This is a genomic window from Micromonospora sp. NPDC049374 (assembly GCF_040677165.1).
Classification (GTDB): Bacteria; Actinomycetota; Actinomycetes; order Mycobacteriales; family Micromonosporaceae; genus Micromonospora.
On sequence record NZ_JBFAQH010000005.1, the window covers coordinates 123,105 to 144,088 of the forward strand.

At 70.1% G+C, this 20,984-nt stretch carries 20 protein-coding genes and 1 pseudogene; 14 read left to right on the top strand and 7 right to left on the bottom strand.

What is annotated here, in order from left to right; translation table 11 throughout:
• Positions 1–65 precede the first annotated feature (65 nt).
• The 4 genes and pseudogenes from AB0J93_RS10785 (at position 66) to AB0J93_RS10800 (ending at position 2,509) form a co-directional block, all read left to right on the top strand.
• Entirely contained in the window at positions 66–1,352 is a 1,287-nt protein-coding gene (locus AB0J93_RS10785; protein WP_363920447.1) for an MFS transporter, read from the top strand.
• Between the two features lie 62 nt (positions 1,353–1,414).
• Positions 1,415–1,714 carry a hypothetical protein gene (locus AB0J93_RS10790; protein ID WP_363920449.1) on the top strand — a complete coding sequence of 100 codons (300 nt, stop codon included), beginning with the start codon at positions 1,415–1,417 and terminating at the stop codon, positions 1,712–1,714.
• Positions 1,715–1,917: 203 nt separating this feature from the next.
• Positions 1,918–2,169 (top strand): annotated as a pseudogene (locus tag AB0J93_RS10795) (NUDIX hydrolase); the annotation flags it as partial.
• Positions 2,170–2,221: 52 nt separating this feature from the next.
• Positions 2,222–2,509: a hypothetical protein gene (locus AB0J93_RS10800; RefSeq protein WP_363920451.1), complete on the top strand. Its 288-nt coding sequence runs from the start codon at positions 2,222–2,224 to the stop codon at positions 2,507–2,509.
• Positions 2,510–2,609: 100 nt separating this feature from the next.
• On the opposite strand, the gene AB0J93_RS10805 is transcribed toward AB0J93_RS10800, so the two are convergent.
• Entirely contained in the window at positions 2,610–3,167 is a 558-nt protein-coding gene (locus AB0J93_RS10805; RefSeq protein WP_363920453.1) for a histidine phosphatase family protein, read from the bottom strand.
• A 207-nt stretch (positions 3,168–3,374) separates the two neighbouring features.
• The gene (locus tag AB0J93_RS10810) at positions 3,375–4,118 is read right to left on the bottom strand and encodes an XRE family transcriptional regulator (RefSeq protein WP_363920455.1); all 744 of its coding nucleotides are present in this window, start codon (positions 4,116–4,118) and stop codon (positions 3,375–3,377) included.
• Positions 4,119–4,425: 307 nt separating this feature from the next.
• On the opposite strand from AB0J93_RS10810, the gene AB0J93_RS10815 reads away from it, so the two are divergent.
• The 4 genes from AB0J93_RS10815 (at position 4,426) to AB0J93_RS10830 (ending at position 8,583) form a co-directional block, all read left to right on the top strand.
• Complete coding sequence (locus AB0J93_RS10815; protein WP_363920457.1) at positions 4,426–5,628, top strand: helix-turn-helix domain-containing protein; 1,203 nt, start codon at positions 4,426–4,428, stop codon at positions 5,626–5,628.
• Positions 5,629–6,236: 608 nt separating this feature from the next.
• Positions 6,237–6,941, top strand: coding sequence for a hypothetical protein (locus AB0J93_RS10820; protein ID WP_363920459.1), 705 nt, complete (start codon positions 6,237–6,239; stop codon positions 6,939–6,941).
• Complete coding sequence (locus AB0J93_RS10825; RefSeq protein WP_363920461.1) at positions 6,938–8,098, top strand: hypothetical protein; 1,161 nt, start codon at positions 6,938–6,940, stop codon at positions 8,096–8,098. The genes AB0J93_RS10820 and AB0J93_RS10825 overlap by 4 nt, the downstream gene beginning before the upstream one ends.
• The gene (locus AB0J93_RS10830) at positions 8,095–8,583 is read left to right on the top strand and encodes an NUDIX domain-containing protein (protein WP_363920463.1); all 489 of its coding nucleotides are present in this window, start codon (positions 8,095–8,097) and stop codon (positions 8,581–8,583) included. The genes AB0J93_RS10825 and AB0J93_RS10830 overlap by 4 nt, the downstream gene beginning before the upstream one ends.
• 107 nt (positions 8,584–8,690) lie before the next feature.
• On the opposite strand, the gene AB0J93_RS10835 is transcribed toward AB0J93_RS10830, so the two are convergent.
• From AB0J93_RS10835 to AB0J93_RS10845, 3 genes are read right to left on the bottom strand one after another with little or no spacing between them, the layout of a single operon-like run.
• A complete protein-coding gene (locus AB0J93_RS10835; RefSeq protein WP_363920465.1) occupies positions 8,691–9,767 on the bottom strand; it encodes a zinc-binding dehydrogenase in 1,077 nt (358 codons plus the stop codon).
• Complete coding sequence (locus AB0J93_RS10840) at positions 9,764–11,182, bottom strand: aldehyde dehydrogenase family protein (protein WP_363920467.1); 1,419 nt, start codon at positions 11,180–11,182, stop codon at positions 9,764–9,766. The genes AB0J93_RS10835 and AB0J93_RS10840 overlap by 4 nt, the downstream gene beginning before the upstream one ends.
• 43 nt (positions 11,183–11,225) lie before the next feature.
• Positions 11,226–11,891 (bottom strand): TetR/AcrR family transcriptional regulator, encoded by a 666-nt coding sequence (locus AB0J93_RS10845; RefSeq protein ID WP_363920469.1) that lies wholly within the window; start codon positions 11,889–11,891, stop codon positions 11,226–11,228.
• 89 nt (positions 11,892–11,980) lie between these two features.
• Between AB0J93_RS10845 and AB0J93_RS10850 the strand changes: the two genes are divergently transcribed.
• The 5 genes from AB0J93_RS10850 (at position 11,981) to AB0J93_RS10870 (ending at position 16,342) form a co-directional block, all read left to right on the top strand.
• The gene (locus AB0J93_RS10850; RefSeq protein WP_363920471.1) at positions 11,981–13,129 is read left to right on the top strand and encodes an acyl-CoA dehydrogenase family protein; all 1,149 of its coding nucleotides are present in this window, start codon (positions 11,981–11,983) and stop codon (positions 13,127–13,129) included.
• A gap of 23 nt (positions 13,130–13,152) precedes the next feature.
• Entirely contained in the window at positions 13,153–14,325 is a 1,173-nt protein-coding gene (locus AB0J93_RS10855; RefSeq protein ID WP_363920473.1) for an acyl-CoA dehydrogenase family protein, read from the top strand.
• Positions 14,322–14,786, top strand: coding sequence for a MaoC family dehydratase (locus tag AB0J93_RS10860; RefSeq protein WP_363920475.1), 465 nt, complete (start codon positions 14,322–14,324; stop codon positions 14,784–14,786). Before AB0J93_RS10855 ends, AB0J93_RS10860 begins: the two co-directional genes overlap by 4 nt.
• The gene (locus AB0J93_RS10865; protein ID WP_363920477.1) at positions 14,783–15,712 is read left to right on the top strand and encodes an AMP-binding protein; all 930 of its coding nucleotides are present in this window, start codon (positions 14,783–14,785) and stop codon (positions 15,710–15,712) included. Before AB0J93_RS10860 ends, AB0J93_RS10865 begins: the two co-directional genes overlap by 4 nt.
• A gap of 111 nt (positions 15,713–15,823) precedes the next feature.
• Complete coding sequence (locus AB0J93_RS10870; protein WP_363920479.1) at positions 15,824–16,342, top strand: N-acetyltransferase family protein; 519 nt, start codon at positions 15,824–15,826, stop codon at positions 16,340–16,342.
• Between the two features lie 48 nt (positions 16,343–16,390).
• Here AB0J93_RS10870 and AB0J93_RS10875 read toward each other — a convergent pair whose 3' ends face one another.
• The gene (locus AB0J93_RS10875; protein ID WP_363920481.1) at positions 16,391–18,253 is read right to left on the bottom strand and encodes an adenylyl cyclase; all 1,863 of its coding nucleotides are present in this window, start codon (positions 18,251–18,253) and stop codon (positions 16,391–16,393) included.
• A 326-nt stretch (positions 18,254–18,579) separates the two neighbouring features.
• Positions 18,580–20,043 (bottom strand): PepSY-associated TM helix domain-containing protein, encoded by a 1,464-nt coding sequence (locus AB0J93_RS10880; RefSeq protein WP_363920483.1) that lies wholly within the window; start codon positions 20,041–20,043, stop codon positions 18,580–18,582.
• Positions 20,044–20,261: 218 nt separating this feature from the next.
• Between AB0J93_RS10880 and AB0J93_RS10885 the strand changes: the two genes are divergently transcribed.
• The gene (locus AB0J93_RS10885; RefSeq protein ID WP_363920485.1) at positions 20,262–20,972 is read left to right on the top strand and encodes a methyltransferase domain-containing protein; all 711 of its coding nucleotides are present in this window, start codon (positions 20,262–20,264) and stop codon (positions 20,970–20,972) included.
• The last annotated feature ends 12 nt before the right edge of the window (positions 20,973–20,984 follow it).

Here is a 20,984-nt window from a genome sequence, read left to right on the forward strand (position 1 = left end):
TATTTCACTCAGTGAAAGGCCGTGCGGCCTTTCGCCGGTCGCGCGACGCTGCGATGATCGGCGGCGTGACGGGGGTCGAGGAACCAGTGCGTACGGATGCATCACCCCGCCCGGACGAGAGCGGGTTGGGGGGTCGGTTCTGGCGGCTCTGGTCCGCGTCGGCGGTGTCCAACCTCGCCGACGGGATCGTCAAGATCGCACTGCCGTTGGTGGCCGTCGGCTACACCCGCTCACCGGTGCTGGTGGCCGGGGTCGCTGCCGCGTACAGCCTGCCCTGGCTGCTGTTCGCGCTGCCGGCCGGCGCCCTCGCCGACCGGCTCGACCGGCGGCAGGTGATGCTCGCCGCCAACACCCTGCGCGCAGCGCTCATCGGCGCACTGGCGCTTGTGGCGGCCTTCGACGCCGGGTCGATCTGGCTGCTCTACCTGGTGGCGCTCGGCCTCGGCGTCGCCGAGACCCTCTACGACACCTCGGCCCAGTCGATCCTGCCGCAGGTCGTCACCCGCGACCAGCTGCCCCGGGCCAACGGTCGGCTGGCCGCCGTGGAACTGGCCGCCAACCAGTTCGTCGGCCCGCCGCTCGCCGGTTTCCTGGTCGCCGCCGGGGTTGCCCTGGCGCTCGCCGGGCCGGCCGTGCTGTGGGCGGTGGCCGTCGCCGCACTGCTCCTGGTCGCCGGCCGGTTCCGGATCGAGCGCGACGCCCCGACGACGATGCGCGCCGACATCGTCGAAGGGCTGCGTTTCCTCTGGCGGCACCGGCTGCTGCGCACCCTGGCCACGATGGTCGGGACCAGCAACTTCATCACCAGCGGCATCTTCGCCGTGCTTGTGCTCTACGCGGTCGGCCCGGACTCGGCCATCGGCCTCACCGAACCCGGGTACGGAGTCCTGCTCACCACCATCGCCGCCGGCATCGTGCTCGGTTCGGTCGCCACTGCACAGATCGAACAACGGCTCGGACGCTCCCGCACCCTCGCGCTCTCCGTGCTGGCGATGGCCGCGGTCGTCGGCGTACCGGCGCTGAGCACCAACCCGTTCGTGATCGGTACGGTCTTCTTCGCGGGCGGGATCCTGCTCGCCACCTGGAACGTCATCACCATCTCGCTACGCCAGCGGATCACCCCGGACCGGCTGCTCGGCCGGGTCAACAGCGGCTACCGAATGCTGGCCTGGGGAAGCATGCCGGCCGGCGCACTGGTAGGCGGTCTGCTGGCCGAGGCGTTCGGCCTCCGCGCGGTCTTCGCCATCCTGGGGTCGCTGACGTTGACCCTGCTGCTCGGCATGTTCGTGGTCACCGACGCCAACATCGACGCCGCCGAGAGAGACACCACCGAACGCGACGCGGCCAATTGACCGCGCCGGCTCCGCCATCCTGGGCCCTGCGTGGCATGACGATGTGATTGAGGGGTTCTCGGGTGTCGCTCACCGGCTGGTTGGCCTGTCCGCAGTGCGCCACGTGTATGGCACTGGGCACCGGGTACCGGCTGGGGGACCAGCGGATCAGCTACTTCCATGACGGTTACACCGCCAGCTCCGGACAGCCGGAGTTGACCCGGGCGTTGTGGAAGTTCCTCGCCGACCACGCCACGCACCCCCTGCGGGTGCTGCTGCCCGACACTCCGGGCTACGACGACCTGGACCAGTTCCGGGAGATCGGCGGCGACGAGCGGGGCGACGTTTCCTTGGCCGAGTACCTCGACGGGTGGCCCGGCTGAATCAGGCCCAACCACCTCACCGCCGGCACGGCAACCAGTACAAGCGCCGGCCGTAGTCAGAGGCCCTGCGGATAGGACAACAACGGGGAAGTTGTCGCCTCGAAGCGAACGGAGACGACAAGAACAGGGAAGTTGCACACGTCTAGCCAAGCGCCATGCCGGGGTCGGCCGCGGCTCCGCATCGTCGGTCGGATACTGGCCGGATGGTAGAGGAGCAGGGCATCGGGTCGACGCGCTGGACGATTCACGGTGAGCGAGTGGTGGACGGTGGCCGGCGAGCGCAGTTGAGCATTGCCGACGTCGAGTTGCCGGATGGGGTCCGCTTCGAGCAGTACGTGATTCGTGCGCCCCGGTCGGCGATGGTCGCGGTGCTTGACGGTCAGGAGCGGCTGTTGCTGATGCGGCGGCATCGGTTTGTGTTCGATCGGTGGGTGTGGGAGCTGCCCGGTGGCTACCAACCAGCCGGCAGGCCCGCGCGAGCGTCGCCCGGTTCCTGGACGGTGTGCGGTGACCACCCACGGGCCGGTCCTGCCGATCTGGAGCTGTGGTGGCTGCGACCTGCCGTGGCCGTGTCCGACGCGCAGGCGGGAGCTACGCGCGGAGTACGCCGACGCGCCGGTGTCGCTGGCCCTCTACCTCGGCGGCTATCTCGTGCAGGCGGCCGAGGACATGCCCTGGGCACCGGCCGGAGCGCTCCACCGCCGCTTCATCGGCTGGACCCGACAGGAGCCGGACGTACCGCGGCGAATGACAGCTACCGTGCTGGCCGAATCGGGCCGGGACGAGCCCCGGTAGGTCGGATGACCTCGGACGGATCCTGACCGGCCCGCTTGCCGAGGGCGCACACCGCAGAGGGCGGAAGCGGTTTGGTGCGGGGGCTCCGAGGGCGTTTCGTTCAGGCTGACCGAATCGGCGCGCGACACAGACGGACCTGGGTGAACCGACCGCTATCAAATTCCAGTCGTGCCCCGTCGCAGTGACCAAAGGGCGCACCCCACGACGAGTGGTCGTTATCGGGAAGGCAGCTCACCAGTGTCGGTTCGATGCAACCGCCATGGGAAACCACGAGCGCGCCGCTGCCTTCGGGCACAGCCATGATCGCTTCGGTCCAGATTTCCCGGTGAGCTCGGGCCACTGCCGCTAGCCCGCCGCCACGTTCGATGAGCTCTGCGTAGGTGACATAGGGCTGCGGCCAGGTCCACTGGTCGTGGTGACCAACCTCGTCCGGCACGTATCCGGAGGGCATGTCGATGGCGTCATCGACGGCGTAGCCCAAGGCAAGGGCGGTCTCAATGGTTCGCGGCGATGTACTGGTAAGGACGTAGGTAAAGGTGCCGAGTTCCGACCCGACGAGGCGAGCGAGGGCGACACCATCCGCAGACAGGTGCGAACCCCGCCCCCGACCGGACCCTTTCTTGGTCAGGGAATGCCGTCGAATCTCCAGCCATCGCACGGCGTCAAATCTATGCGCTCTGCCTGGTCGCTGATGCCCCTCACCAACAGCGGATCTCCTCGTGGGCCCGGCCGGATGCCGACGGAAGGTCGCCAGCAGGCCGAGGCCGGGCGACGCGGCCCGCCTGCGGGCAGCCCTGACGAGCGAAGAGATCAATTCGGCGGATGATCGGGCTGACACCGCGAACCTTCGTGGTCAGAGCACTGGCTACGTCGCCGTCGTGTTGTATCGGTCGAGTGTTGCCTTGGATGTTGAGACGTCGCGGAAGATGAGTTCCCATGGGCCGGTGTTGACGTCCATGTCTTTGCCGAATCCGACCCACTTGCCGGCCATCCGTCGGCCCGTGGGCTCGGCGAGGAGTTGGATCGCACCGTGATAGCGGGCGCCCCGGTAGTAGCCGGCCGGGTCGGTCTGCTCCACCCAGGTGCCGGTGATGACGGAGCCATCCACGGTCAGGTCCATGGAGAGAGATGAGGCGGCCGAGCCGGGCAGGCTACGTGCAGTCAGTCGGTCGCCGTGCTGGAGGACTACGACGAAGTGCTGTCCGGCGAAGGAGTCTCCCCGGCCGCTGGAGTAGTACTGGTAGCGGCTGAGCCAGACCCCCTCGTATGACTGGTGAACCGTGGCCGGCCTTGGCGTCGGCGTGGCCAGGTTGGACATGGGGGATGTCAGGTCGTGGCCGCCGTGCGCATCATCTGTGATCTGTCCACCGGGAACAGAGGCGAAGCCCAACAGCGAGATGGGCAGGCCCGTGACGACCTCCAGCGCGCGGGCGTAGACGGGTCGGGGCGCGGCGATCGCGCCGGACTCCCACCGTTGGACGAGCCTCTTATTGGCCTCGTTGGGCTCGCCGACGCGATGGCCGGCGGCCTGGAGCGCGCGGGCGAAGTCGTCCTGGCTCATCCGCATCCCGATGCGGATGGCTCGCAGGGCGGTGTTGGGGGCGTTCATGACCGACACGATAGTGCTGTGTCGCCTTTGTGTCGCCACCAATGCGGCCTTGTTGTCGGGCTTTGTGCCGTCGCGTTCGGTGACATCTGGACGTCACTGTAGACCTGCGACGGCTGGCTTGCAGCCGCGCTTCTGCCGACGGAGGTGGGGATGCAGGGTGACGGCGACGAGCCAGGAGTGAGCCGGGGCGAGCAAATCCAGGCAGCCGAGCGAGAGGCGGCCAAGCGGCGGCTTCTCGCCGAGGCTGAGGCGGATCGGATTCCGGCGGAGGAGATCACCCGGACGATTCCGGACCGGCGGTGGCGTCGTGGACAGCGTTGAGCTGTTGCCGGTCGGGCGGCGGGCGGCGTACTGGCGGGGGCGGCGGAAGCTGTCGCAGCAGATGTTCGCCGACCGGCTCGGCAAGTCGAAGAGCTGGGTCGACAAGGTTGAGCGCGGAGTCCGATCGTTGGACAGGCTCTCCACGCTCCAGGAGATCGCCCGGGTGCTGCGTATCGACACCGCCGTCTTGGTCCGCGGGAACACCGAGCCGGCCGAGGTGACACATCGCGCCGAGGGCGTCGATCGAATCAGGGCTGCGCTGTCCCGGTACGAGATTCCGTTGGGCATACCGGCGGGCCTGCGGCCGGTGTTGCCGGTGGACCGGATGCTGCGGGAGGTGGGGCACGCGTGGACGACGTTTCAGTACGCCCGCTACCGGCAGGTGATCGACATGGCACCGGACCTGCTCACCAATGCACAGCGCACCTACTCCCAAGCCCCGGTCACGGGTCGAACGCCGCTGGTGGAGGCGTACCGGATCACGGCCGCCCTGCTGGTCAAGCTCGGCGAGGCCGAGCTGGCCTGGCTCGCCACCGACCGGGCGATGCTCGCTGCCACAGGTGACCCGGAACTGGTGGCAGCCGCAGCCGTCCAGCTCGGTCAGGTGCTGCGGATGTCGGGGCGTACGCGGGAGGCGAAGTCGGTGATGCTCGCCGCCGCGTACCGGATCGCCCCACCCGAGATCGAGAGCGGCACACCGGCGGAGCTGTCCCTGTGCGGAACGCTGCTCATCCAGGCCGCGCTGGCAGCCGCCCAGCACGGAAACGAGCCGGCGGCCACCGAGCTGATCGACGAGGCCGCCAGCATGGCCGAACGGGTCGGCGACGGGCACGACCATCACCACACCGGGTTCGGACCCACAGCCGTCGCCCTGGCGCGTACCGCCGCAGCCGTCGAGTCCGGCGACGCCCGTGCTGCGATCGCCTGGCACGAGAAGGCCACCAGGCGGCCCGGATGGCGGTGGCTACCCCCCGAACATCGCGCTGCGCACCTGCTCGATGTCGCCCGTGCCTACCTCCACGCCCACGATGCGACCACCGCCGCACGGGTGCTTGTCGAAGCCGAGCGCACCGCACCGGCAGAGATCCGAGGCCGGCCCGCGGGCCGGGAGCTACTCACCGAGATCGCCCGTGACGCGTGCGCCCCGAGCACGATCACGCAGCTCGCCGTTGCCCTCGGGGTGGGCTGACCAGTGACGGCACCATTCCTGTCTCTCGCCCAGCCCGCAACCGACCGATCCTCATCGCAGGGCCGACGGTGGGACAGGGTTGAGACTTGGGGATTGCGGCTCCGACAGGGCCAGACGACTCCAGGTCGAGTTGCCGAACGGCTGCTCCACCGAGGTGTGGGGTCGACGGCCGACGGGTTGGCGGCGCGCTGGTGAGCGCGATGACCGGAGGTGGGACAGCCGCCGTACATTTCGGGCTATGCGTTGGGCGACCCGCTCCGCCGGTGCCTGAGGACGAGATCAGCTACCACAACAGGGATTACCGCCACCGCACCAACCAGGACCTTCAGACCGACGGACGCGTCCCAGGCGAAGCCCAAGACCACGAGGGCGAGCAGGATTAGGAAGTAGACGACCTTCAGGTAGCGCGGCATGACCGTCACCGTAGCGCGGCGAAGTGCACTGACCGCAGAAGCGTTCTCGATCGCGATAGTCTTCCGTCGGCATTTGTCGTCTCTGCGGAGCCGTTTCCCCGATGCCACGTCTGACGCGATAATGCGCAGCACGTGACCCTGGGGAGGTGGCGATCGCCCGTGCCTACTCACGAACGCCGCAGGCGTATGCGCCAGGTGATCAAGCAGGCGCTGACGCCCAAGAATGCGGAGGCTCGCACCACACCACCAGCGCGGACGCGACCCGGGGGCATCGACGTAGAGACCGCCCGCAAGATGCTGTTGATCGACTTCGAGCAGGCGTTCATCCTGCACAACGACTACAAGGACGCCGAAAGGGATCTCTATAAGCTCAGTCTCCGTATCCTGGCTTTTCCGGTTCTGGTCGCTGGTGCCCTGGTGTCCGCAAAATTGATCTCCTCGGTGGGGCAGGTCGGCACGGTGCTGCGGCTACCGATCATCTATGCGGCGGCGGTGATCGCTGGGGTGTTGAACACGATCGTCCTGCGGGCCTATGTCGTCACCGATCGGGTGCAGACCGAAGCGAAACACCAGGTCAACCGGCTGCGAAGCCTCTACCTGCACGCGCTTGCCGCCGAGTTTCCCGAAGGATGGAAACCGGTGTGGGGGTCGACCAACCCATACCTGGAGAGTCGGCGCAAGCTGAAGGCCGCAGCACTTACTTCAGTGGTGATCGGATCGCTCAACGCCGCGTACGTCGCTGTCGGCGCCGACCGTCTCATCACGTATGGAACAGACATCTCCTGGACGCCTCTGCTATCAGCGGTGCTCGCGCTGATCTACTTCCTCTTGCAGATGGAGTTCACGTGGGAGGTACTTCGGAGGGCGCAACGGAAGCGGTCAGCGGGAGCGGGCGGGTGAGGCGTTACTCTGCGGGTACTGACCCCGCCGGCTACGACTTCCGGGCGACGGTCGAACTTCTCGCTCAATACGGTGGCCCGATCCTGATGGCCATTAGCCAACTACGCACTATGGATTTCATGTTTCCCCGGATGTCTCGGCTGTATCAGGATGCCCTTGATCCCGAGTTGCTGTTCCGGCAGACGATGCCGGCGGCGGCGGTTGGTGCGCGGATCGGTGCCGATCCAGGCGTGTTGGCCGAGTACCTGAAGATCTACGCACTGGGTCAGACCCTCATCCTTAACAACATGGATCGCCACCTAGACCTTTCGGCTTCCTACAGCATCCGCGACCCGGCCTTGCTGCTTGCCGACGTCAACTCGACCATGTGCCTTTCGGTGACCAGCCTGCTGACGATGGTGCGCGAGGCGTCGCTCACACCAGCAGGCGTTCGGGCGCTACCGGTGATGGCCGGGGTGACGGTGGAAATCGTGCAGTCCATGTACGACAACTACGCCGTCCGCTTCGACCAGGCAACGCTCGATAGCGGCGAGAGCCTCGTCAACTGGTATCGGATGGATGTCAGGTCTCGACACCTCGGCTCTGGCTTCTACTCGTCTGGCCTTCTCGGACTGCTTGCCTATCTCGGGAAGACCGTGCCGGACGGCTTGGCCGACGGGGTCCGCGACATGCGTCGGTTGAGGCAGCGGGTGGACGAACTGGCGGACCTGTTCGAGGACACCGTTACTGGGCTGGTGAGCTACCCGGTCGCCAAGGGGCTCGCCGAGCCGACGCTCAACGCGCACCTGCGCCATTCGATCAGCAAGCTCTGGACCCGGGCGCAGCAGGTCATCGGCAGCCACGGCAGGCATGCTGGTGTGCTCAACCGGGCGCTGGCCGACGATCCTGAGCTGAACGAGACGCACAGCGCCATCTTGGAGATGCTGGTGTCGGGTGGCATCATGCGGGAGTGCTACCGGGAGGCCGATGCCCTCTGGCGTGAGATCGCGCTCGGCCTCGGTGCTCTGGATCCTCGGTTCGGTGAGCCGCTCCTGGCGATCATCGACCTCAAGCGGGCGCTGCTCGACCGCCTGGCGATGAATGGCTGGCAGAACAACCCACCTCCGCACACGTTCCAGGACATGATCGAAGCAGCGGGATTGGAAGCGACGACATGACGAGTGCCGAGAACCGGCTCGAAAACTCCGCCAAGGCTGTCATCCTCGATGGCGACAGGGTGCTCCTACTGAAGTATGTGGACCGCAAGATGGGGCTCGGGGTCTGGTACTCGCTGCCCGGCGGCCGGCAGCAGTACGGCGAGACGCTTACCGAAACTCTGATCCGTGAATGCCAGGAGGAAATCGGCGCGGACGTGGTGCCAGGGCGCCTGCTCTTTGTTCGTGAGTACATCCACGCGCGCCACGACCTGGCCGGGAAGGGGCGCGATCAACACAAGATCGAGTTCTACTTTCTCGCGGAACTCAAATCGGAGTTGTCCGCCGACTACCTGGCCGCAGACGATGTCTCCGACGAGGGCCAGCAGGGGATGCGCTGGTGCAACCTCGCCGACCTGCGGCAACTCAACATCTTCCCCACCGGTCTCCGTAAGCTGGAGGACGCGGTGAACATCAGCACGGACACCTACTGGGGCGACACCTACTGACGGAAGGTCTCCAGGCCGCCGGAGACGCAGTCTGCGATGGCGGTCCCCAGACCTGCTCGCGGAGCACGATGCTGCGGAGCGGAATGCCGCTGGCCGACCGGGGCGCGTCAGTCGAACAGGACCACCGTGCGGGCACCCTCGCCTCGAGCCATCCGGGCCAGTGCCTCCGGTGCCGCGTCGAGGGTGATCCGGTCGGTGACCAGGAAGTCGAGGTCGAGGGTGCCGTCGAGCACCGCGCGGGCCAGCTCGGGCACGTCGCGGTCCGGGTCGGAGGAGCCGTACACCGAGGAACGCAGCGTGCGGGCGGAGTGGAAGATCTCCAGGGCGCTGAGGGCGACAATGTCGTCCTTGCCGCCCATGCCGACCACGATGACCTGCCCGCCCCGGCGGGTCGCCCGCCAGGCGGCGCGGATGGTGGCGGCCCGTCCGACGCATTCGACCGCGTGGTCGACGCCCCGGCCACCGGTGAGTGTCCGTACCGCGCGGCTGAGGGTGTCGTCGGCGAGCAGGAAGTCGGTGGCACCGGCCGCGTACGCCAGCTCGGCCTTTGCGGGTGCGACGTCGACGGCGATGACGGTGGCGGCACCTGCCGCGCGGGCGGCGGCGACAGCGGAGAGGCCGACGCCGCCGAGGCCGATGACGGCTACCGAGTCGCCGGGGCGCACGTCGGCGGTACGGCGGATCGCGCCGACGCCGGTGAGCACCGCGCAGCCGAGCAGCGCGGCGGTGGGGAAGGGCAGGTCCGGCGGTACGGTCGCCACGGCCTGCTGCGGCACCACCACCTGTTCGGCGAGCGCCCCGAGGCCGAGGGTGACGTGCAGGGGCGCGCCGCCGATGGTGTGCCCGACGGCGGCGGCCGGGTTGCCGGAGCGTTCGCAGAGCCACGGCTCGCCGTGCCCGCAGTACCAGCAGTCGCGGCACGGGGGTGCCCAGTTGAGCACCACGTGGTCACCGACCGCGATCCGGTCGACGCCGTCGCCGACCTCGGCGACGACGCCCGCGGCCTCGTGGCCGAGCAGCAGCGGGTACGGCGCGGCGATGGTGCCGTCGACCATGGACAGGTCGGAGTGGCAGACGCCGGCCGCCCGGACCGCCACCCGCACCTGCCCGGAGCCGGTGGCGGGCAGTTCGACAGGTTCCACCCGGGGCGGTTTGCCGACGCCCCGGACCACCAGGCCCCTCACCGTTGGATCGCCTTCACTTCGCAGAACTCCTCCAGCCCGTGTACGCCCAGCTCGCGGCCGAGGCCGGACTGCTTGTAGCCGCCGAACGGGGCGAGCGGGTTGAACGGCGCGCCGTTGATGTCGACGGCACCGGTGCGCAGCCGGCGCGCGACTCGCAGCGCCCGTTCCTCATCGCCGGACCAGACCGCGCCGGCCAGCCCGTACCGGGAGTTGTTGGCGACCCGCACCGCGTGGTCGTCGTCGTCGACCGGGATGACCGCGAGGACCGGCCCGAAGATCTCCTCTTGGGCGAGGGTGCTGTCGGGGTCGACGTCGGCGATGACCGTCGGGGCGACGAACCAGCCGCGCTGCGGAACGGGGGCGTCGGGTCCGCCGGCGATGAGCCGGCCGCCGTCGGCCAGGCCCCGGGCGATGTGGTCGCGTACCCGGTCCCGCTGCTGGGCGGAGACCAGCGGGCCGAGCCGGGTGGCCGGGTCGAGCGGGTCACCGAGCCGGTAGCCGTCGGTCGCCTTGGCGGCCAGGTCGAGGGCCTCGTCGTAGCGGTCCCGGTGCACAAGCATCCGGGTCCACGCGGTGCAGGTCTGGCCCGAGTTGAGGAACGCGTTGCCGACGCCCACCTTCACCGCGGTGGCCAGGTCGGCGTCGTCGAGGATCACGTTCGCCGACTTGCCGCCCAGTTCCAGTGACACCCGGGCGATCCGGTCCGCGGCCAGGTGTGTGATCCGCCGGCCGGTTGCGGTGGAGCCGGTGAAGGAGACCAGGTCCACGTCGGGGTGCCCGGCGAGGGCCTCGCCGACCACCGGCCCGGTGCCGGTGACCAGGTTGACCACGCCGGGCGGCAGGCCGGCCTCGTGAATGGCGTCGAAGAGCAGGTACGCGGTCAGCGGGGTCAGTTCGCTCGGCTTCAGCACCAGCGCGCAGCCGGCGGCGAGGGCGGGAGCGAGCTTGGCGACGATCTGGTGCAGCGGATAGTTCCAGGGGGTGATCGCGCCGACCACACCGACGGGTTCGCGTACCACAAGGGAGTTGCCCACGGTCTGCGGCGCGGGCGGGTGGGCGGCCAGGTCGACGTAGCTGCGCAGCACGGTGAGCGGCAGTCCGGCCTGGACCCGGGTGGCGACCTTCAGCGGGGTGCCGAGTTCACCGGCGACGGTGTGCGCGATGTCGTCGGCGCGGGCGGTCAGGGCGGCATGCAGCCGGTCGAGGTGCGCGGCCCGGTCGGCGGGGTCGGTCGCCGCCCAGCCCTCGAAGGCGGCCCGGGCGGCGGTCACGGCCCGGTCGACGTCCTCGGCGGTGCCGGCCGGGACGGTGCCGATGACCTCCTCGGTCGTCGGGTTGTGCACCTCAAGCGGCTGTCCGCCGGCCGCGCGCACCCAGCGTCCGTCGAGGTAGAAGTCGGTCCGTACGGATTCCATGGGCTCCTCACCTCGACTAAAACTAGCGGTGCAAGTTTGGACTCTAGTACGCCGGGCCGCCCGGCGGGAGGGGTGGCAACGGGCCGACGACGCGTTCGTACGTGTGCGACAGTCCGTCGATGAGCGCCTCCAGGCCCAGCGCGAAGGCGCCCTCGTCGACCTGGTGCTGGTGCTCGGCGAGGCGGTGGGCCTGGCTCAGGTGCGGGTACTGCTCCGCGTAGAGCCCCGGATCCTTCACGAAGCCCTGGGCGAAGGAACTGAGCGCGGAACCCATCACGAAGTAGCGCATGAGCGCGCCGATGTGCGTCGCCCGGGCGGGCGGCCAACCCGCCGCGACCAACCCGCCGTAGACGGCGTCGGCCATGGCCAGCGCCGCCGGGCGTCGACCGGGGCCCTGGGCCAGGTGCGGCACGATGTTCGGGTGGGCGGCGAGGGCGGCCCGGTAGGAGTGCCCCCAGCGACGCAACGCCTCACGCCAGTCGACCTCGCCGAAGAATGACACGTCGACCTGGCCGGTGATGCTGTCCGCGACCGCGTCGAGGATCTCGTCCTTCGTGGCGAAGTGGTTGTACAGCGAGGGTCCGCGTACCCCGAGGGCGGCGGCGAGCCGACGGGTGGAGAACGCGTCGAGCCCCTCGGCGTCGATCAACGCGGCGGCGGCCTCGACGATCCGTGCCCGGCTGAGCAGGGCTTGTCGCGGCCGGGGCATGGGCGTCCTCCTTCGGGTTAGTGGCTCGCGGGGAACTTTGCCACACCGGGGTCTGGACAGCATAAAACTTGCACCGCTAGTTTAGCGCCATGGACCTTCACCTCTCCGCCGAGCAGGTCGCGGTCCGTTCGCTCGCCGCCGACTTCGTCAACCGCGAGGTGGTGCCGCACGCGACGGCCTGGGACCGGCGCGAGGCGGTCGACCCCGGCATCGTCGGCAAGCTCGGCGAGGTCGGCTTCCTCGGCCTCACCATCGCCGAGGAGTACGGCGGATCCGGCGGCGACCACCTCGCGTACTGCCTGGTGCTTGAGGAACTCGGCCGGGGAGACTCGGCCGTCCGTGGCATCGTGTCGGTCTCGCTCGGCCTGGTCGCCAAGTCGGTCGCCACCCACGGCACCCCGGAGCAGCGGGAACGGTGGCTGCCTCAGCTCTGCTCCGGCACCGCGCTCGGCTGCTTCGCGCTCACCGAGCCGGACAGCGGCTCGGACGCAGCGGCGCTTACCACCCGCGCGGTCCGCGACGGCGACGACTGGCTACTGACCGGCCGCAAGACGTTCATCACCAACGGCACCACCGCCGACGTGGCGCTACTCTTCGCCCGTACCGGCGGCCCGGGCCACCGGGGGATCACCGCGTTCCTGGTGCCGACCGACAGCCCCGGCCTCACCCGCTCGGAGATCAAGGGCAAGTTGGGCCTGCGCGGACAGGCCACCGCCGAACTCGTCCTCGACGCCGTCCGGGTGCCCGACACCGCCCGCCTCGGCGACTGTGGGGCCGGCTTCAAGCTGGCGCTGGCCACCCTCGCCAAGGGCCGGATGTCGGTCGCCGCCGGCTGCGTCGGCATCGCGCAGGGCTGCCTGGACGCCGCCGTCAGCTACGCCGGAACACGTACGCAGTTCGGCAAGCCGATCGCCGGACACCAGCTCGTACAGCAACTGCTCGCCGGCATCGCGGTCGACACCGCCGCGGCGCGGCTGCTGGTGTGGCGGGTCGCCGACCTGATCGACCGGGGCGAGCCGTTCGCCACCGAGGCGTCGATGGCCAAGCTGTTCGCCAGTGAGGCCGCCGTCCGGGCGGCCAACGACGCCATCCAGGTGTACGGCGGGTACGGCTACATCGACGAGTACCCGGTCGGCAAGTACCTGCGCGACGCCCGCGTCGCCACCCTCTACGAGGGCACCAGCCAGATCCAGCAGTTACTCATCGGGCGGGCGCTCACCGGCGTCAACGCCTTCTGAACCGCGAGAGGAAGCGTGCGCACATGGACTTCGGGCTCTCCGACGAGGAGCGGGCCATCCGCGACACCGCCCGCGACTTCATCACCCGGGAGGTCATGCCGTTGGAGCAGGAGCTGCTGCGCCGCGAGCGGGCCCACCAGCCCGGCCTGGAACGCTCCGAGCTGAGGGAGTTGCAGCTCAAGGCCCGAAAGTTCGGTTTCTGGGGGCTGGCCACGCCAGCGGAGTACGGCGGCATGGACCTGCCCGCCGTCGTCCAGTCGCTGATCTGGACGGAGATCGGTCGCACCTTCGTGCCGTTCCGCTTCGGCGGCGAGGCGGACAACATCCTCTTCCACGCGACCGAGGAGCAGCGGCAGGAGTTCCTGCTGCCCACCATCGAAGGGGAGCGGAACTCCTGCTTCGCCATCACCGAGCCGGGCGCCGGCTCCGACGCCGCGAACATCCGGTTCCGGGCCCGCCGCGACGGCGACGACTGGATCCTCAACGGCGAGAAGACCTTCATCACCGGCGGCAACGAGGCCGACTTCGCCATCGTCATAGCGGTCACCGATCCCGAGCGGGGGGCCCGCGACGGCGGGGCGACCGCGTTCCTGGTGGACCGGGCGATGGGCTGGCGGTCGGAGTTCATCCCCACCATGGGCGAGGGCGGGCCCGCCTCGCTGTTCTTCGACGACGTACGGGTGCCGAACCGCAACATCCTCGGCGAGGTCGGGCAGGGTTTCGCCCTCGCCATGCAGTGGATCGGCAAGGGCCGCTATACCATCCCCTCGCACGCCGTCGGCATCGCCGAACGCGCGTTGCGGATGGCCATCGACCACGCCAACACCCGGGAGACCTTCGGGGCCAGGATCGGCACCAACCAGGCCATCCAGTGGATGATCGCCGACTCGGAGACCGAGCTGGAGGCGGCCCGCTGGCTCATCCTGCGGGCCGCGTGGACGGTCGACGCCGGCCTGGACCCGAGGCACGCCTCCTCGATGGCGAAGCTCTACGGTGCCGGCATGGTCAACCGGGTGGTCGACCGGGTCATGCAGATCCACGGCGGGATGGGCTACACCCGCGAGCTGCCGATCGAACGCTGGTACCGGCAGGTGCGGCTGTACCGGATCTTCGAGGGCACCGACGAGATGCAGCGACTGATCATCTCCCGCGACCTGCTGCGCGGGTACACGAAGCTCGGAGGGCATCTGGGATGAGGCGCTTCGCCAGCATCGACGAGTTGGCCGGCGCGGTCGGCGAGCGACTCGGGCCGGGCCCGTGGTTCCCCATCGACCAACGCCGGGTGAACCTGTTCGCCGACGCCACCGACGACCACCAGTGGATCCACCTCGACCAGGAACGGGCGGCGGCCGGGCCGTACGGGGGCACCATCGCCCACGGCTACCTGACGCTCGCCCTGCTGCCCGCGCTGGTCGGCCGCCTGTACCGGGTGGACGGGGTGCGGATGGGGGTCAACTACGGTCTCAACCGGGTCCGTTTTCCGGCGCCGGTACGCGTCGGCAGCTCGGTGCGGGTCGTCGCCACGATCGGCGAGGTCAGCCCCTTCGAGGGCGGGGCGCAACTGGTGGCCACGGTGACAGTGGACGGTGACGGCGGCGGCAAGCCGGTCTGCGTGGCCGAGACGGTGAGCCGCTTGTACGCGGACCCGCCCCGATGACGGCGCTCTCCCCGGCGACAGTGCTGGCCGGAGCCGCCGACCGGCACGCCGACACCGTCGCCGTCGTCGACGGACGGGCTCGCGTCACGTACTCCGAACTGTGGTTGGAAGCCCGCTGCTACGGCGCGGGGCTGCGGGCCGCCGGGGTGCGCGACGGTGACGCGGTGGCCCTGCTCGCGCCGAACGTGGTGGACTTTCCCCGGGTCTACTACGGCGCCCTCGCCGCAGGTGCGGTCGCTGTGCCGGTCGGCGTGCCGGTCGGTCCGCAGGCCGACCACCTGGCCCGAGACGCGAGGCTGCTGGTCTGCCACACCTCGCACCTGGCCGCCGGGCGGCGGCTCAGCGCCCGGGCGGGGGTACCACTGCTCACGGTCGGCCCGAGCCGGGGCCTGTCCGGCGTACCCCGGTTGGAAGATCTTTGTGACACCCCACCCGGCGGCACTGCCACGTTCGCGGACCCCGACGTCGACCCGGCCGCCGAGCCGGACGGCACCGACGTGGTGCTCGGCTGTCTACCGTTGGGCGGTCGGTTCGGCCAGGCCGTCGCGCTGACCGGCACCTTCCGGGCCGGGGCGACCCTGGTGCTGCTGAGCCGCTTCACCGGCCCGGCGGCGTTGGACCTGATGCTGCGCGAGGAGGTCACCGTCTTCCACGGCACCTCGGCGATGTACGCGGCCCTGCTCGACGCGGCGCGGGGCCGCCGGGCGTTGCCCCGGCTGCGTCGCTGCGTGAGCCGGGCCCCGCTGCCGCCGTCCCTGCGACAACGCTTCACCATCACCTTCGACACGGTGGTCGACGTGGCAGTGGGGGAGCGCGACTCGATCGGGCCGGACCCATCCGCCGGCAGGTCGCGCCCGGCCCGGCGGCTCCGCTCGCGTCGCCTGGGCTGCCACGGCGAGCGGTACCGGCGGGGGCCCGGAAGCTAGCGCGGTGGCCAGTAGCTCTCGCCGCGCCAGGTCGCGCCCGGCCCGACCCGGCGACCGGCGCGCTTCCGATCGCCGTGCGGGCCGTCCGGTGCCCTCGCCTACGATTCGCCCATGATCCGAAACGAGCCGGTGACGGCCGAGGTGCGACTGCGCCCGATGGCGGCGGACGACGCCGACCGGGTACTGGCGATCTACCAGGCCGGGCTGGACGGTGGGAACGCCAGCTTCGAGACGGTCGCGCCGTCCTGGGCCGACTTCGACGCCGGTCGGTTGCCGGCGCACCGGCTGGTGGCGGTCGATGCGGACGGGACGCTCATCGGCTGGATCGCCGTGTCGCCGACCTCTGCCCGAGCGGTCTACGCCGGGGTGGTGGAGCACTCCGTCTACGTCGACCCGGCCGCCCAGGGCCGGGGCGTGGCCCGGCTGCTGCTCGACGCGCTTATCGAGTCGACCGACGCGGCGGGCATCTGGACGATCCAGTCCGGCGTCTTCCCCGAAAACACCGCAAGCCTGGCGCTACACCGGCGGGCCGGGTTCCGGGTGGTCGGCACCCGCGAACGGGTGGGCCGCCACCACGGCCGCTGGCGTGACGTCGTCCTGCTGGAGCGCCGCAGCCCGGTCGTGGATTGAACCGCGTCGGCGGGGGCCGGCGAGCTGCCGGCCCTCGCGCCTGCGGTGCTACGGGTACTGCTTCAGGTAGACCGGAGCGCCGACCCGGTCCATGTCGGCCGCCTCGCCGACGCCGTTGACGACGTGGTCGATGGTGCCGGCGCTGAGGTTGACCGTCATGATGTGGTGCAGCCGGACGCCGGGGCGTACCGGCACCTCGAAGCCGTTCTCGGTACGGATCGACGGATTGTTCTGGTTGAACACGTACACCCCGCCACCGTGCAGGGTGTGGTGGCGGACCCGGTCGCCGACCTTGTAGCCGGCCCACCCGTTGACCTTGCCGTTGTGCCAGTCCGCCTGCGTGGGCGGGTCGTACGGCAGTTCGTTCTGGTAGAGGATCGTGGTGCCGTGCTCACCGTTCCACACCGTGTTGTACCGCTGGAAGTGCTCGACGAACAGGCCGGTTGCGGTGACGTGGTCGCCGTTGACGACGACGCCGTAGCGACCCGTGTTGGTTCGCCAGCGGTCGGTGTCGCCGTTGACGCCTTCGGTGAAGCCCTCGACACCGTGGTCACCCCGCCACACCCAGGTGTGGTCGATCAGGACGTGGTCGCTGTTGACCTCCAGCGCGGTGTCCGTCCGGCCGATGTGCGGGCCGCCGACCCGGAAGTACACGTCGGACAGCGTGATCGGGTTGCGCGGGGTGCTGTGATTGCGGCCGTGCTTGCGGCCGACCCGCAGCAGCACCGGTGATTCCTTCAGGCCCGCGTCGATTGTGACCCCGGCGACGACCACGCCGGGCACCCCGGCAACGTTGAGCGGCACTGCGCCGTTCACCGCGGTAAGCGTGGCGTGCCCGATACCGAGCACGATCGTGTCGGGCCGGCGGACCTCGATGCTGCGGGCCACGTCGTACACCCCGGGGGTGAGCAGCAGGTGCCGGCCCCGGGCGAGTTCACGGTTGATGACGTGCACCGGATCGGACGGCCGGGCGACGAAGAAGTCGCTGATCGGGATGGTCCGCCCCGGGGTCATCCGGGTACCCCAGGTGATGCCGCGCGTGTCGCGGCGCACGGCCGCCACCCGGACCTGGTACTTCCCCCTGGCGTCGACGAACAGGTACGGCTTCTCCCGGCTCAGCGGAGTGGTGTCGAGCGTCGTGTACGGCGGGTCGGGGAACCCGGCGTCGTCGGGCGCGCCGACCACCCCGGCGAACACCTGGTTCCATACGGCGTTGGACCAGCTCTCGACCTCACTGTTGCGGGTGAGCCACTGCTGCTGGGAGCCGTTGGTGGTGGCCGGCAGCCGGGAGTCGGCGATGAAGCCGCCGCTTGCGTACTGCGGCCCGTTGGTGCAGTAGTCCATCAGCGACAGTCCGCCGCCGCTGATGTCGAGCCGCCGCATCGACACGGCCTGCGACACCGCCCAGAAGTTGGCCGTGGCGCGGCAGTCGTCCTGGCCGGCGGCGTTGATGCGCAGGGACAGGTTGCTCAGCGTGCGCCAGAAGTTGACAAGCGCGATGCAGTTGGCGGTGCCGCCCTCGGTGAGGCAGCGGTTGTACGCCTCGACCTTGCCGTTGATGACCACGTCGGTGGGGGAGGCGCCCAGGCCGGAGATCTCGGTGTAGTAGCCGACCTTGATCTGGAGTGGCTGTTCGGCGGTGCCGTACTGGCCCGGCCGGAACAGGTAGGCGTGTCGGTTCGTACCCATCTCGTTGTCGACCTGCGCGGCGTGCGCCGCGTCGAGGGTCGCCTGGATCTGGCTGACCGGCATGCTCGGGTCGAAGATCGTGACATTGGGCCCGAAGGCGGGGTTGGCCGGTCGGGGCGGGCCGGCGCTGACCGGCGTGTTCGTGGCGACCGCGGCGGTGGTCAGCACCAGCCCGAAGGCAAGTGCCCGACCGAGTCGCCGGTGCGGTGGTGGGGTCGGCATGCGTTCGTCCTTCCGGTCGGGCACGGTGCGGTGTCCGTTCCGACGACGTGGGAGACCACGGCGGCGGGAGAGGACCTCGTCGCTGTGAGAGCGCTCTCTCGCCGAGATGTTTCTACCCCCTAACGCCGCCGCGCGCCATGCCTGGAGCGGATCGGGCTGCGGCCGATCAGCTCGCGGGTTCCACTGGCCGCGCCTCCTCAGCAGGCCCGGACGGTGATGCCGCGAGCGGACCGGGCTGCGGCCGACACCGTTCCGGCGAGATGGCGAGGTCCGGACGCGCAGAGCGCCGCCGTCCCGCCAGGACGGTGCCGATCACCGGGCGAGCGTCACCCAGCGAGGGCTGTGGGATCGCGTTGTCGGCCGCCGCGTCGGCGGGCGAGCACACCGACGACAACGTCGACGACCAGGAAGCCGAGCAGGGGAATGCCGAACCACGGCAGCGCCCAGCCGACCGCGACGACCACCGGCACGCCGAGCAGCACCGCCCACAGTGGCAGCCCGCGCAGCCCTCCGCGAACCGGTGGCGTGCCCACCGGGGCCCGCCGGTCGTCCCGGGTCGGACGGCGCTGCCACCACATCCGGTAGCCCCAGACGACGACGCAGAGCAGGCCGACGGCCAGCGCGGCCAGCAGGATCTGGTTCACCACGCCGAAGAGCAACCCCATGTGAGCCTGTACGCCGAGCGCGCTGAGCTTGGCCAGCAGGGACCAGTCGGCGAAGTCGTTGCGCGCCGTGACCGTGTCGGTGGCCGGGTCGACGGCGACCTGGTCCAGCCGTACCGGCCAGGTGTTGTCGGTCTGGGCTACCGCCCAGGCGGTGCCGGCCGCACCTGGGCTGATCTCGACCGGCCCGGACAGCCCGGCGTCGCGGGCCACCGCCAGGACCCGGTCGAAGGTGGCCGGGTCGGCGACCGTCGACGGGGACGCACCGCCGTGCTGGTGCTCGCCACCACCGGCACTCGACGCACCGTCAAGCATGGTGGACAGCACCGGCCTCCGGGCGTCGAGCGCGTCCAGCCCGGCGCCGAAGTTCGCACCGGCGAAGCGGGACCAGGTCAGCCCGGTGGCCGCGAGAAACAGCAGGCCGACGGCGAGCCACACGCCGATGGTGGCGTGCCAGCCCCGCGTCCGCCGTACCCCCTTGGCGGCGGACAGGTCCGGCACCAGCAGGTGCTTCGCGCGACCGCGTCCGGCCTGCCGGCGACGCCACCACAGGATGACGCCGCCGAGCGCCAATACCCACAGCCAACTGGCGGCGATCTCGGAGTAGTGCCGCCCGAACTCTCCCAGGTGCAGGTTGCGGTGCAGGTCGTCGAGCCAGGTGGTGGCCGGGGTGGAGCCGAACCAGGTGGTGAGCTGCCCCTGCACCGCACCCGTGTACGGGTCGACGTAGACGGTGTGCTGCTTCTCGCCCAACTCCTCAAGGGCGAAGACGACCCGGGTCGTCTGGTCGCCGGCACCCGGGGCCACCGACACCAGATCGCCGGTCGGATGGGCGTTGCGGGCCGCGGCCACCTGCTCGGCCACCGACCTCGGTTGGTCGCCGACGCTGGCGACGGTGAGCTGGTCGCCGTAGAGAAGCTGATCCAGCTGCGGCGTGACGGTGTACGCCAGGCCGGTGAGCGCGGCGACCACCAGGAACGGGGCGACCAGGACCCCGGCGTAGAAGTGCAGGCGCAGCAGCAACGCCGCCAGCGGCGCGGCGCGTCGTGGTGATCGACCGGCGGCTGTGGGTGCCGGGCCAGGGAGGGAATCCGGCGCGGGTTCACCGGACAATTCGGTCAGAGACATGCGTGTTCCGATCGGGTTGGGAGGTCATGGTGCGGACCTGGCCCGTGCCCTTCGGGTCAGTGCTGCCTGCCGTCGCCCGGATGCCCGCCGCTCGATCACCTAGTCGGACGACGGGCCGTGCTGGTTCCCGCGACTCCGACCCCGCGCGATCGTCCGCTCGCGGCCGATTCGCCCCGACGTCGGCCGGGTGCCGGCGGCCCGGAAGGTACCCTCGGCCGGTGTTCTCGCCTCACGGCCCGTCGCTACGGGAGCTGTGCGTCCAGGCGCTCTCCTCGGTGGAGCGTGGCTACGACCTGCTGGCGCCGAAGTTCGACCACACCCCGTTCCGTACGCCGGACAGCGTTCTCCGCGCGACCGCGCTAGCGCTGTCCGAAGTCGGGTCGTTCGACCACGGGCTGGACGTGTGCTGCGGCACCGGCGCGGGAATGCAGGTCCTCAGCTCCCTGTGTCGGGACCGGATCACGGGCGTGGACTTCAGCGCCGGGATGCTCGCGCAGGCGCGCCGCACATTCCCGGACGCCACCTGGGTGCGGGCCGACGCTCGGGCCCTGCCGTTCACCGAGGGGTTCGATCTCGCGGTCAGCGCCGGCGCGCTCGGGCACTTCCTGCCGAAGGAACGGCCCGCACTCTTCGCCGGGGTGTACCGGGCGTTGCGGCCGGGTGGGCTGTTCGCCGTTCCGATCGGTACGCCGTCACCGCGTACCTCCGTCGCGCACTGGGTCACCCGCGGATTCGACCTGACCATGCGGGTGCGCAACGCCGTGTGGCGTCCACCGTTCGTGATGTACTACCACACCACCAGCCTGTCCGCCCTGCGTGACGACCTGACGGCGGTCGGCTTCACCGTGACGGACACCGCCCTGACCGGTCTGGGGCAGCACCGCGACGGCAGGCCACGGTTCCGGCTCATCCTCGCGCGCAAGCGCTGACCGCCGTCACCT